Source organism: Pantoea pleuroti (assembly GCF_014156615.1).
Lineage (GTDB): Bacteria > Pseudomonadota > Gammaproteobacteria > Enterobacterales > Enterobacteriaceae > Pantoea > Pantoea agglomerans.
Window position 1 is genome coordinate 155,539 of record NZ_SBFD01000002.1, and the last position, 12,181, is coordinate 167,719.

The following is a 12,181-nucleotide window of genomic DNA, read 5'->3' on the forward strand; positions in this document are numbered from 1 at the left end:
TTACTTGCCTCCGGCCTGCTGATACTGTAAATATATACAGTATCTTAAACGGAGGCTGTTATGCGCGTTGAAATTACCGTATCAAATACCCGACCTCTTCCTGCTGGTGCGATAGAAGCGTTGAGCGATGAATTATCGCGCCGCATTGATGAACAGTTCCCTGACTCGACCAATCACGTCAAGGTACGTTATGCCAGTGCCAATAATCTCAGCGTGCTGGGCGGTGGAAAAGAGACGCGCGACCAGATCAGCGAAATCCTGCAGCAGACGTGGGAAAGCGCTGATGACTGGTTCAATACTGATTAACCGCCACTGTGCTTTTTTTCCGGGTGTCGCCACCCGGTTTTTTTATCTTTTCTCCCCTCTCGCACTTACCCCGTCCTGCATCTAGACTCTTAATGATCAATGCCCTATCCTTGCGCTCGTCACGCATAACAGGAGGTGCGACACCATGACTACTGATAAACCGGAAGAGGCGATGACCTTTGGTGAGTTGTTAGCACTGATTGGTGATCAGAAGCGTCGTTTAACGGTGCTGGAAAATGCCTTTTCCAGTCTGATTTTCTGTCTTGACGATCGTGCCAGTCAGCTACTGGTACACAATCTGTCGCTGGAAGCCCAAAATCAAAACCATGATGAGCAGCTTCAGCAGCACTTTGCCCGTCTGGCAGAAACACTGCAAAAACGCGGCGGCGGCGTAGTGCCAGAAACGCCGGCTCTCTGAGTCCCCGCTCACGCGGCATAGCCCGCTTTTTGCCTGTCTTTTGACTGCTGATAAAAATGCCTGCCCGTCAGGCATTTTATTTTTTTACCCCCTCTTTCAAACGCAAATATTCTGTGAGAAGCTGACTCACGGCATTTTTTAAACAGTGATACCCTCGTTTACTGTTATAATTGTTTCGCTATTGGAATAAAAAAGCCGCATTGAACCTCATCATGCACTTCGTTTAACGAGTAATAAGGAGGTTATAATGGACAGAAGAAAAGACGTTATACAGACTCACCCACTGGTGGGCTGGGATATCAGTACCGTTGACAGCTATGACGCCATGATGATCCGCCTGCACTCGTTGTCGTCGCAGGATCAAAAAGAAGAAGAAGCGGATGTTGGCCCGACATACTGGCTGACAACGGATGTGGCAAGGCAATTTATCTCGATCCTCGAAGCAGGCATCGCCAAGATAGAGTCAGCCGAGCAGATAGAACGACTCCTCAATAAGCATTAATTTCTGCCGCATCAAAGAGGCGCCCTCAGGGGTGCCTTTTTCGTTTCTGTTTCTGGTATGCTTTTGATTATCTGTCTCTTAGAGCGTAGTTACCATGATTTATGATCTTATCGTCGTTGGCAGCGGTTCTGTGGGCGCGGCGGCAGGCTACTATGCCACCCAGGCGGGTTTATCGGTGTTAATGATCGACAGCGCCCATCCTCCCCATAATCAGGGCACACATCATGGCGAGAGCCGGCTGATTCGTCACGCTTATGGTGAAGGTGAACGCTATGTTCCCCTGGTTCTGCGGGCGCAAACGCTGTGGGATGAGCTGGAACAGCGTGCCGGTGAGCGCATCATGCATCGCAGCGGCGTACTTAACCTCGCCCCGAATCAGTCGCCGTTTATTCAGAACGTTATCGACAGCGCGACCCGCTGGCAGCTCAATATCGAGGTGATGCAGCCTGACGACGTGCGCAGGCGCTGGCCACAAATCAATGTGCCTGAGGGCTATCTGGGCGTATTTGAGCCGCAGTCTGGCTATCTGAAATGTGAACAGGCGGTACGCAGCTGGATCCAGCTGGCGGAGCAGGCGGGCTGCGCGCAGCTGTTTAACTGCCCGGTTTCAGAGCTGGGTCGCGATGGCGATCTGCAGCAGGTCACTACCCTGGATGGCGTCTACCGGGGCCGCAAAATGTTGATCAGTGCGGGCACCTGGGTTGGCAAATTAGTGCCTGACCTGCCGGTTGCGCCCACCCGCAAGGTATTCGCCTGGTATCAGGCAGATGGCCGCTACAGTGAGAACAATAAGTTTCCCGGTTTTACGGTGGAAATGGGCGATGGCAGCCAGTTTTATGGCTTCCCGGCGGATAACAACGCCCTGAAAGTGGGTCGTCATGATGGCGGTCAGTTGATGCAGCAGCCTGAGGATCGTAAACCTTTTGGCGCGGTGGCGGCCGATGGCAGTGAAGCTTTTGGATTTCTGCGTCAGTTTTTACCTGGCGTCGGTGTCTGTCTGCATGGCGAAGCCTGCAGCTACGATTTTAGCCCGGATGAAGACTTTATTATTGATACCCTGCCGGGTGAACCAGACCGCTTGTTAATTACCGGGCTTAGTGGACACGGGTTTAAATTTGCCAGCGTATTGGGCGAACTGGCTGCAGAATTTGCCCAGCAAAAACCGTTCTCTTTTGATCTGACCCCCTTCCGCCTCTCACGTTTCTGACTCTGATAAAGGGTGGTATCAGGTTGATGCCGCCCGATTGACAGGCTTTGACAAAAACTGACTATTACTGACATAAGGCCAGATTATATTTCGCCCTTATGGTTAATTCCGGCCCTTTTTAGTTGACGACCAGCGCGTCAGAAATAACTCATTCAGTAATATTGCGCATTTCACGCCCGGTTTATTCAACCTTTTCACAATATAAAATTAAAGTTATAGAAGCGTAAGGATGGTTGCTTTTATATTTCATAATGTGGATGCTTATTTCAGATTATTACTTCATGAAAACCCCATTATGTTATTACGTAATTCATCTCATCAGTTTGGCCTGGTTGCCGTGCTGTTGCACTGGTCGATGGCGCTGGCGATTTATGCCATGTTCGCGCTGGGATTATGGATGGTCGGCCTCGGCTATTACGACAGCTGGTATCACGACGCGCCTGAGATCCATAAAAGCATCGGCGTGATCCTGTTGCTGACGCTGATCGTTCGCCTGCTGTGGCGCGTTATTTCACCGCCGCCAAAACCGCTTAGCAGTTATTCCCCGCTGGTACGCATCAGTTCGGTGGTGGCCCACCTGTTACTGTATACCCTGCTGCTGGCGATTCTGATCAGCGGCTATCTGATCTCCACCGCCGATGGCAAACCCATCTCAGTATTCAGCTGGTTCACCCTGCCCGCGCTGTTCAGCGGTGCTGGCGAACAGGCTGATCTTGCGGGCGACATTCACCTCTGGCTGGCCTGGACGGTTGTGGTCCTGTCACTGCTGCATGGTCTGGCTGCGGTAAAACATCACTTTATCGATCGCGATATCACCTTAAAACGGATGTCGGGTTTGCGTTTCACCTCTCCCTCTGAAAAGGATAAATAATATGTTTAAAAAGACCCTGCTGGCGATGACCGGTGCCAGTCTGCTGCTCGGCTCACTCACCGCCTCTGCCGCTGACTACAAAATCGATAAAGAGGGCCAGCACGCCTTTATTCAGTTCCGTATCCAGCATCTGGGTTACAGCTGGCTCTACGGCACCTTTAAGGATTTTGATGGCCGCTTCACCTTTGATGAGAAGAATCCTGCCGCAGATAAAGTCGACGTCACTATTAACACCAGCAGTATCGATACTAACCATGCTGAACGTGACAAGCACCTGCGCAGTGCGGACTTCCTGAACACCAGCAAAAACCCGCAGGCCACGTTCAAATCCACAGCGGTAAAAAAAGAGGGTGATGAGCTGAAGATTACTGGCGACCTTACGCTGAATGGCGTGACCAAACCGGTAACGCTCGAGGCAAAAATGCTGGGAGAAGGTAAAGATCCGTGGGGCGGCTACCGCGCTGGCTTTGAGGCCGAAGGGGAAATTGCACTGAAAGATTTCAACATCACCAAAGATCTGGGGCCAGCTTCCCAGAAGGTTCAGCTGATGATCTCGGTTGAGGGTGTACGCCAGTAAAAGAGCAAGCCGCCTGAAGCTGACTTCAGGCGGCCACGCTTATTTCTTCAGCGGCGAGGGAATGGTCATGTTTAACAGGCCACGCGACTTGTTAAAGATTTTGTTGCCATTTTCACGTCCTGCCCGACGCGCACGCTGCTCTTCCGGTGAGAGCTTCGCCTCTTCCTGGCAGATCGGGCTACAGCAGTTCTCAAACTTCTCCGCGCAGCTTTTGCACTGAATAAACAGCAGATGACAACCGTCATTGACGCAATTAACGTGGGTATCACAGGGTTCGCCGCACTGATGACAGTTCGACAACACATCGTCAGAGATCCTCTCACCCATCCGCTCATCAAAAACAAAGTTTTTGCCTTTGAAGCGTACCGGTAATCCCTGCTCACGGGCGCGTCGGGCATACTCTATGATACCGCCCTCAATGTGATAGACATCCTCAAAGCCGTTGTGCCGCATCCAGGCGCTGGCCTTTTCACAGCGGATCCCGCCGGTGCAGTACATTACGATCTTTTTGTCTTTCTGATCCTGCAGCATCTCAACCGCCATCGGCAGCTGATCGCGGAAGGTGTCAGCAGGCACTTCCAGCGCGTTGTCGAAGCGACCCACTTCATATTCGTAGTGGTTACGCATATCCACGAACAGGGCGTCAGGATCGTCCAGCATGGCGTTAACGTCCGCCGCTTTAAGATACTGACCCACATCGCTGGCATCAAAACTGTCGTCTTCAATACCGTCCGCGACAATGCGGTCGCGTACTTTCAGACGCAGCACCCAGAACGATTTACCATCATCATCCAGCGCAATATTCATCCGCAGGTTATTCAGCGCCGGATCAAAGCCATATAGCCATTCTTTCATCTTTTCATACTGGCTGGCTGGCACGCTGATCTGCGCATTGATGCCTTCGTGGGCCACGTAAACGCGACCAAAGACCTTAAGAGCCGTCAGGCCAAGATAGAGCGCGTCACGGAATGCTTTGGGATCGGCAATCTGGAAATATTTATAAAAAGAGACAGTGGTGCGCGGCTCGGTTTCAGCCAGCATGCGCGCCTTCAGCTCTTTATTGGAAACGAGGTTATGTAACACTGGCATGGTGTTCGTCCTGTTATCAATAGAAGAAATTTAGCGCGCACATGATACCTGATTTCACCGGGATGCAAAGGCCAGTGACCAGATTGATCGCCTGTTGCCGTTTTTTCCAGCAACATTGGACTATTAACCTTTGTTCATTGATGGCACGTTCCGATAGTGATATTTAAGCGCACGTCAAAAACTGGCACAATAGTGTAAATCAACGAGATATCAGCACCGCACGGTGCGCGACGCAGGAAAATTAACCTTCACATGACTCAGTTGCCTCAGTTTTCACGAGAACTGCTTCACCCGCGCTATTGGCTGACCTGGCTGGGTGTCGCTTCTCTTTATCTTTTGGTGCTACTTCCTTATCCCCTGCTTTATGTTCTCGGCTGTAATATTGGCCGCATTGGGATGCGTTTTATGAAACACCGCGTCAGTATTTCCCGGCGTAATCTGGAATTAAGTTTTCCGGATATGCCGGTAAATGAACGCGAAGCGATGGTTAAACACAATTTCGAATCGGTCGGCATGGGATTAATCGAGACCGGTATGGCGTGGTTCTGGCCTGACTGGCGCATCAATAAATGGCATACGCCTTCGGGGCTGGAGCATATTCAGCAGGCGCGCGATAGCCAGCGCGGCGTGTTGCTTATCGGCATGCACTTTCTGACGCTGGAGATTGGTGCACGCATGTTTGGTATCCATAACCCTGGCATTGGCGTCTATCGCCCTAATGACAACAAACTGATCGACTGGCTTCAGGTCAAAGGTCGGATGCGGTCGAATAAAAGCATGCTCGACCGTAAAGATCTCAAAGGAATGATCCGCGCACTGAAACAGGGTGACATTATCTGGTATGCGCCCGACCACGATTATGGCCCGCGCAGCAGCGTCTTTGTGCCCTTCTTTGGCGTGGAAAAAGCGGCCACAACGGTGGGCACCCATCTGCTGATCCGCACCGGTAAACCGGCTGTCATCCCTTTCGTACCGCGTCGTCTGCCTGGGGGGCGCGGCTATGAACTGATGATACTGCCTGACATCAGCGGCGAATTTACGCTGGAAAGTGATGTCGCAACCGCAACCAGAATGAATCAGGTTGTTGAAGAGGGTGTGCTGCTGGCACCGGAACAGTACATGTGGTTGCACCGCCGCTTTAAAACGCGCCCCGAGGGCGAACCCTCACGCTACTAATCATTTCGCGCTAAATGTCTGTCAGGCATTTAGCGCATTTTACTCCCCCGCTAAATAAATCACTCATGCCTGACTCCTCCTGTAAGCGAAACCGCAGGTCCAGTAATTAATAAACGCCCGTATTCATAATATAATTTCTCTCTGTTTAAAGTTAAAACTGCTTATCAATTAACAGGACGGCAGGCGGCATTCAGCCTGTTTCGCTTTTTATTAATTAATATTGCAGCGAGTGCTATTAAATGCGTGATGGCGCTGATTATTCTGCACGCCAGGCCTAATCCTATTTAGCCGGTCTTAACGGTGTCTCACTGCTTATGAATCGGTAAAAATTAACTTACAATACAAGCTATTGCCTTGCGGATTTGGCTTATATTCCATTTTACATCTTTTTAACATCCCGATAGACCGTTATGGCATTTGAAGAAATTAAAGCTTATCGGTAGTTTCGTTTGTAACAGTCAGGCCTTTAACGGCTCTGGCCAGAATTATAAAAAGACAACACAGCAAACCTCTAATGGGACAGTTAATATGAACAAAGGTCTCTACTATTACGTTACAATTGGTACCGATCAGGAAAATTATCACTTTCTTCATCGTAAAGGGTGCAAGCGTATGCCTGATAAAGAAGAGGTCATATTTATCGGCACGTTATATAACTTGAGTCAGGCCCTCTCCATCGCAAGGATTAATTTTAAGAAAGTTAAGCCATGTATAAAATGTTGTATCCGCTACTCAGCACCCGTGATTCATGAGTCCGTTCAACCGGTTTTGCATTTTCCGCAAAAGATGATGTGACCCTGACCGGCGGGAAATGGCTTATTTCCCGCCAGTTGCACCGGCCTGACCTTTCCCTCCTTCAGATTTCGTCTATCCTTCATTGAAATCAAATAAATCCATAGTCAAAGACCCGTGAAGGAGAAGAGCGATGAGCATGTACAGTACCTTAGAGGAAGCCATCGATGCTGCACGTGAAGAGTTCCTCGCTAACCACCCAGAGCTTGAGGAGGGGGATGCATCAATCAGCCAGTTTGGTCTGCAAAAGTATGTGATGCAGGATGGCGATATCATGTGGCAGGCTGAATTCATGGCAGAAGAAGGTGAATCAGGCGAATGTCTGCCTTACCGTAGCGGTGAAGCGGCACAGGCTATTTTTGATGCAGATTTTGACGAAGTGGAACTGCGTCAGGAGTGGTTAGCAGAAAATACCCTGCACGAGTGGGATGACGGCGAGTTCCAGCTGGAGCCGCCGCTGGACACCGAAGAGGGCGAAGCCGCCGCGCAAGAGTGGGAAGATGATAACAGCGATTCCGATCGCAGTTACTCGTAAGGACCGTGGCTGGCATCCACCGGTAACAACAGGGTATCAACCACCAGCGACAGCGGCAGGTCGAGGATCGTCAGGACCCGCCATCCGCTGTCGCGAACATCCCACTGTACGCCGGGATAGTACTGATTACCGTGCCCCTGCCCGGGAATGGTACGACTGATAATACTGCCGCATCCGCTTAAGCAGAGCACAGCCGCGACGATAACACCCGCCTTTAAGCACCCTTTCAACACTCATATCCGCCATGAAGAAACAGCCATTGAGATCGTCACACGCTGCTCGCGGTGACTGCCAGCAATAAATTTATCAGCGAATCGCTGTTTTAATCCGATAAAAAAAGCGGCATCGCTGCCGCTTTTTCAGATTACGCGTTGGTTGCCAGCGCGTTGGGGTTGAGTGTGAGTTTCTGATAACTCTCAACCCACTGATGATACTTGTCCGCATCTTCCCACAGTCGGGTATGAACACGGGCCAGTACCACCGGATCGCTGATCAGCTGCAGACGCTGTTCGCGGCCCAGTTTATCCGGCGCATCGCTCAGCGCCTGATCAACCCGACGGTCACGCGCATAGTCCAGTAACTGACTCTGCTTGTGGCGCGATGTGGCCAGTGCCGTTGCCAGCGCGTTGAAGGCAGGATGGAATAAGGCATGCATAAAGCCATTTTCCAGCGCGCGCTGACGGTTCAGCACCACATAGCGATCGGTATCCACCAGCTCCTGCGGCGGCGAGTACTCTTCCGGGATAAGGAACAGCTTCGCTTTCTTGCTCTTAATTCCCAGCGTTGCGCGGCTCGACATGACCGAGACAAACGGCGACAGAATCAGTGAGAAGACAATCGGTGCCAGCCACCACAGGAAGTTAAGATCCAGCAGTCCCATACCAATCGCCCACACCAGACCTAATGCCATCTGCGAACCGTGACGTTTAAACGCCTCGCTCCACGGTGTTGCATCGTCATCACGCTGCGGTGAGTTCCACACAACTTCCCAGCCGAGGAAGGCGCTGACCACAAATACCGTATGGAACAGCATACGCACCGGAGCCAGCAGCACCGAGAACAGCGTTTCCAGCACCAGTGAAGCCAGCAGCCGCAGAGGTCCGCCGTAGGCCTTCGATCCTTTAAACCAGATCAACACCACACTCAGCATTTTCGGCAGGAACAGCAGCACCATGGTGGTCGAGAACAGCGCTATCGCCAGTTCAGGACGCCACTGCGGCCAGACCGGGAAGAGCTGCCGCGGTTGCAGGAAGTAGGTCGGTTCCATCAGCGTATGCACTACCTGCAGGGCAGTGGAGAGCGCCAGGAACATAAACCACAGCGGAGCCGAGAGGTAGGACATCACACCCGTCAGGAACACCGCACGGTGAACCGGGTGCATCCCTTTCACCAGGAACAGGCGGAAGTTCATCAGGTTGCCGTGACACCAGCGGCGGTCACGTTTCAGCTCATCCAGCAGGTTCGGTGGCAGTTCTTCATAGGATCCCGGCAGGTCATAGGCAATCCAGACGCCCCAACCGGCACGACGCATCAGCGCAGCTTCTACGAAGTCATGCGACATGATTGAACCCGCAAAGGAGCCCTCTCCCGGTAACGGTGCCAGGGCACAGTGCTCAATAAAGGGTTTCACGCGGATAATGGCGTTGTGACCCCAGTAGTGAGACTCGCCCAGCTGCCAGAAATGCAGACCGGCGGTAAACAACGGACCATAGACGCGGGTCGCAAACTGCTGACAGCGCGCATAAAGCGTATCCATACCCGATGCTTTCGGCGACGACTGGATGATCCCGGCATTCGGGTTGGCATCCATCATGCGTACCAGACCGGTGAGACACTCTCCGCTCATGACGCTATCGGCATCCAGCACCACCATGTAGCTGTAGTTGCTGCCCCAGCGACGACAGAAGTCATCAATGTTTCCGCTTTTACGCTTCACACGACGACGACGACGGCGATAGAAAATCTTGCCTGCCCCGCCAACATCCCGCACCAGTTCCATCCAGGCTTTCTGTTCGGCAATCGCGATATCCGCATCGTAACTGTCGCTGAGGATATAGACGTCGAAGTGTTCAGCGTTACCGGTACGAACCACCGACTCCCAGGTCGCACGCAGACCGGCGTAAACACGCTCAACGTCTTCGTTACAGATCGGCATAATCAGCGCGGTACGATGTTCCGGGTTAAGCGGTTCATCTCCGACCGTTGAGTAAGAGATACTGTATTTATCACGTCCAATCAGCAGCTGCAGGAAGCCCATCAGGGCCGTCCAGAAACCGGCAGAGACCCAGCAGAAGAGTATGGCGAACAGGAACAGGATGCCGGTCTGCAACAAATAAGGCAGGATCTGCATCACTGACTGCTGCCAGTTCTGATTGATCATCTCCATCGGATCCAGAAGCGTCCAGCCCTGATACGGCAGAATACTCTTCATGTACCAGGTGGCGACCACAGTCTGGAAAATGGTCAGGATCAATAGAATGTAGCGTCGAATCGAACCGACATGACGCCACTTTTCCTCGGCACGTCGCTCTTCCGCATTGGCATAACGCGGCACCGATTTGTGTCCACGCAGTGAGTCCCAGGCACGGGCGACCGGGTTGGTGCGCCAGGCTTCCGGGAACATCAGTGAGCGTTTGACCTTCGGCATCGCCTTCAGCGTGGTGCGGTCGAGATAATCTTTACCCAACTGCTGACCTTCGGCCAGCGAATCGGGCCAGGCCATTTCAACCCGCGATGAGACCGATTTTAACGGCGCATCGTCGGGACGGTCACTGGCTGCGACATCCCTGCCCAGCACATCATGGATGAAGTGGAACTCGCCGGCATTCTGCAATGAGACGCTCAGGCGGGCCTTCCCTGCCGCATCCAGCGGCAGAGATTCCACATAACGTTGAGGTGTAAAAGTCGATTTATTCATTGGCAGGTAACTGATAGCTCCAGGTTTCCGTCAATGTCTTGTCGCCGCTAACCAGGGACGCACGCATTTCGGTGGACTGTTTGGCATCTTTCACACGCAGACGCAACACCAGACGCCAGCCTTTGGTGACCGGGTTATAACGTACGCTCTGTTCAACCACATCAGCATTTTTACCCACGCTGACCTGCGGTGCCACCTGACTGTTTTCCGCCATCTTGCTCATGTCTTTACCCACGAAGTCGATGGTGAAAGCCACGGTGCCATCCGGCTGACGCACCAGATTAGACTGCTTGACGTCACCCGCTGAACGCAGGGTATTTTTGACCCAGGCCGTATCATCGGAGTGCAGCTGGTTTTCGTCGCGCGAGAAGTGCAGACGATATTTGAAGTTCATCTCTTTGCCAGGCTCTGGCAGTGTCTCCGGCGTCCAGAACGCAACGATGTTGTCGTTGGTTTCATCTGCCGTCGGGATTTCAACCAGTTCAACCCGGCCTTTACCCCAGTCGCCTATTGGCTCAACCCAGCCGCTTGGACGAAGATCATAGCGGTCATCAAGATCCTGATAGTTGTTAAAGTCACGCCCACGCTGCAGCAGACCAAACCCTTTCGGATTCTCGATGGTGAAGGTGCTCACTGCCAGATGACGCGGGTTGTTCAGCGGACGCCAAATCCACTCCCCGTTGCCATTGTGGATAGAGAGACCGTCAGAGTCGTGCAGTGCCGGACGGAAGTTGTTCACCGTTGATGGCTGGTTCTGACCAAACAGGAACATACTGGTCAGCGGTGCAATACCCAGTTTGCCGACATTATCACGCAGGTAAACTTTTGACTGCACATCAACCGTTGAAGCGTCACCCGGATGCAGCACAAAGCGATACGCACCCGCCGCACGCGGCGAATCGAGCAGTGCGTAGATCACCAGCTGTTTGTCCTGTGGTTTAGGACGCTGAATCCAGAACTCTTTAAAGCGCGGGAACTCTTCACCGGACGGCAGCGCCGTATCGATGGCAAGTCCACGCGCCGACAGGCCATAAACCTGACCGGCACCGATGACACGGAAATAGCTCGCGCCCAGGAAGCTGGCGATCTCATCGTTTTTACCCTTGTTGTTGAGTGGGTAAAGCACTTTGAAACCGGCAAAACCGAGGTTTTTTACCGCATCCGCGTCATGTTTTACATTACCGAAATTAAAATAATCGGGGTTGTATTTAATCTCGCGCACCGCGCTGGCGGTCACTTCGTTGATCTGCACCGGGGTATCGAAATACATACCCTGATGATAAAACTCCAGCTTGAACGGCGTGCGCAGTTTGCCCCAATACGCTTTATCGTGGTTAAACTGGATCTGCTGATAATCAGCAAATTTCATTTCACGAAATTGAGAGGGTAAATTGCTTTTAGGCGCTTCGAAGCTTTTCCCTGCCAACGCTTTGGCTTGTTTGGCAACATCATCGATGTTAAACGCCCAACTGTTATTGGCGTACAACGCCAGCAGAACTGCAGTACCAATCCAGCGTACCTTCATCAGTCCGGCTTTATTTTTTTCTTTAGTCGGCACATCCCCCCCTTTCGTGTGCTTAAATCAAACCCGTTTATCTTAAAGGATTATTCGGTTTTCCGACAGCTTATGCGCAACATTGTTCCCGCATTTCGTCTGGCATTACGCTACTTTTAGGACAATTAGACACTACGGATTCCACTGATAGTATACCTGGTTTATCCCAGGTAGAATTTTCACAGAGCATAATCCGGTTTCAGGGTGAAACCGGTCAAACGTACTAACGAACTGGA

The 12,181-nt window shown here is 52.0% G+C and carries 13 protein-coding genes; 9 read left to right on the top strand and 4 right to left on the bottom strand.

The annotated features are described in order from the left end of the window. The first annotated feature begins 60 nt into the window (after positions 1-60). The 6 genes from dinI (at position 61) to EPG66_RS04720 (ending at position 3,881) form a co-directional block, all read left to right on the top strand. On the top strand, positions 61-306 hold the full coding sequence (gene dinI, locus EPG66_RS04695; RefSeq protein ID WP_010246395.1) for a DNA damage-inducible protein I: 246 nt from the start codon (positions 61-63) through the stop codon (positions 304-306). A 145-nt stretch (positions 307-451) separates the two neighbouring features. Next, positions 452-724, top strand: a complete 273-nt coding sequence (locus tag EPG66_RS04700; RefSeq protein ID WP_010246397.1) for a hypothetical protein — start codon at positions 452-454, stop codon at positions 722-724. A gap of 247 nt (positions 725-971) precedes the next feature. After that, positions 972-1,226 (top strand): biofilm formation regulator BssS, encoded by a 255-nt coding sequence (gene bssS / locus EPG66_RS04705; RefSeq protein ID WP_003849911.1) that lies wholly within the window; start codon positions 972-974, stop codon positions 1,224-1,226. Between the two features lie 94 nt (positions 1,227-1,320). Then, positions 1,321-2,433, top strand: coding sequence for an N-methyl-L-tryptophan oxidase (solA, locus tag EPG66_RS04710; RefSeq protein WP_064704829.1), 1,113 nt, complete (start codon positions 1,321-1,323; stop codon positions 2,431-2,433). A gap of 295 nt (positions 2,434-2,728) precedes the next feature. After that, positions 2,729-3,304, top strand: a complete 576-nt coding sequence (locus EPG66_RS04715) for a cytochrome b (protein WP_029519566.1) — start codon at positions 2,729-2,731, stop codon at positions 3,302-3,304. Between the two features lies 1 nt (position 3,305). After that, positions 3,306-3,881 carry a YceI family protein gene (locus tag EPG66_RS04720; RefSeq protein ID WP_010669831.1) on the top strand — a complete coding sequence of 192 codons (576 nt, stop codon included), beginning with the start codon at positions 3,306-3,308 and terminating at the stop codon, positions 3,879-3,881. Between the two features lie 39 nt (positions 3,882-3,920). Here the strand turns inward: EPG66_RS04720 and trhO are convergent, their stop codons facing one another. Next, positions 3,921-4,970 carry an oxygen-dependent tRNA uridine(34) hydroxylase TrhO gene (gene trhO, locus EPG66_RS04725; RefSeq protein WP_010246407.1) on the bottom strand — a complete coding sequence of 350 codons (1,050 nt, stop codon included), beginning with the start codon at positions 4,968-4,970 and terminating at the stop codon, positions 3,921-3,923. A gap of 252 nt (positions 4,971-5,222) precedes the next feature. Between trhO and EPG66_RS04730 the strand changes: the two genes are divergently transcribed. The 3 genes from EPG66_RS04730 to EPG66_RS04735 all read left to right on the top strand — a co-directional run bounded on the left by EPG66_RS04730 (position 5,223) and on the right by EPG66_RS04735 (position 7,473). Then, positions 5,223-6,146, top strand: a complete 924-nt coding sequence (locus EPG66_RS04730) for a Kdo(2)-lipid IV(A) acyltransferase (RefSeq protein WP_010246409.1) — start codon at positions 5,223-5,225, stop codon at positions 6,144-6,146. A 528-nt stretch (positions 6,147-6,674) separates the two neighbouring features. Continuing rightward, complete coding sequence (locus tag EPG66_RS22970; RefSeq protein WP_052270943.1) at positions 6,675-6,941, top strand: hypothetical protein; 267 nt, start codon at positions 6,675-6,677, stop codon at positions 6,939-6,941. A 130-nt stretch (positions 6,942-7,071) separates the two neighbouring features. After that, complete coding sequence (locus EPG66_RS04735) at positions 7,072-7,473, top strand: MysB family protein (protein WP_064704827.1); 402 nt, start codon at positions 7,072-7,074, stop codon at positions 7,471-7,473. On the opposite strand, the gene EPG66_RS04740 is transcribed toward EPG66_RS04735, so the two are convergent. The 3 genes from EPG66_RS04740 to EPG66_RS04750 all read right to left on the bottom strand — a co-directional run bounded on the left by EPG66_RS04740 (position 7,464) and on the right by EPG66_RS04750 (position 11,918). After that, positions 7,464-7,703, bottom strand: a complete 240-nt coding sequence (locus tag EPG66_RS04740) for a YceK/YidQ family lipoprotein (protein WP_010669829.1) — start codon at positions 7,701-7,703, stop codon at positions 7,464-7,466. The two genes, EPG66_RS04735 and EPG66_RS04740, sit on opposite strands and share 10 nt — an antisense overlap. 134 nt (positions 7,704-7,837) lie before the next feature. Then, positions 7,838-10,390, bottom strand: a complete 2,553-nt coding sequence (mdoH, locus tag EPG66_RS04745; protein WP_115758933.1) for a glucans biosynthesis glucosyltransferase MdoH — start codon at positions 10,388-10,390, stop codon at positions 7,838-7,840. After that, positions 10,383-11,918, bottom strand: coding sequence for a glucan biosynthesis protein G (locus EPG66_RS04750; RefSeq protein ID WP_182686427.1), 1,536 nt, complete (start codon positions 11,916-11,918; stop codon positions 10,383-10,385). The genes mdoH and EPG66_RS04750 overlap by 8 nt, the downstream gene beginning before the upstream one ends. Positions 11,919-12,181: the final 263 nt, after the last annotated feature.

Bases quoted from the DNA above. Each gene is read 5' to 3' on its own strand.
- bssS (WP_003849911.1), top strand. From the start codon at position 972: ATGGACAGAAGAAAAGACGTTATACAGACTCACCCACTGGTGGGCTGG.
- EPG66_RS04730 (WP_010246409.1), top strand. From the start codon at position 5,223: ATGACTCAGTTGCCTCAGTTTTCACGAGAACTGCTTCACCCGCGCTAT.
- EPG66_RS22970 (WP_052270943.1), top strand. From the start codon at position 6,675: ATGAACAAAGGTCTCTACTATTACGTTACAATTGGTACCGATCAGGAA.
- solA (WP_064704829.1), top strand. From the start codon at position 1,321: ATGATTTATGATCTTATCGTCGTTGGCAGCGGTTCTGTGGGCGCGGCG.
- mdoH (WP_115758933.1), bottom strand. From the start codon at position 10,390: ATGAATAAATCGACTTTTACACCTCAACGTTATGTGGAATCTCTGCCG.
- EPG66_RS04700 (WP_010246397.1), top strand. From the start codon at position 452: ATGACTACTGATAAACCGGAAGAGGCGATGACCTTTGGTGAGTTGTTA.
- trhO (WP_010246407.1), bottom strand. From the start codon at position 4,970: ATGCCAGTGTTACATAACCTCGTTTCCAATAAAGAGCTGAAGGCGCGC.
- EPG66_RS04720 (WP_010669831.1), top strand. From the start codon at position 3,306: ATGTTTAAAAAGACCCTGCTGGCGATGACCGGTGCCAGTCTGCTGCTC.
- EPG66_RS04715 (WP_029519566.1), top strand. From the start codon at position 2,729: ATGTTATTACGTAATTCATCTCATCAGTTTGGCCTGGTTGCCGTGCTG.
- EPG66_RS04735 (WP_064704827.1), top strand. From the start codon at position 7,072: ATGAGCATGTACAGTACCTTAGAGGAAGCCATCGATGCTGCACGTGAA.
- dinI (WP_010246395.1), top strand. From the start codon at position 61: ATGCGCGTTGAAATTACCGTATCAAATACCCGACCTCTTCCTGCTGGT.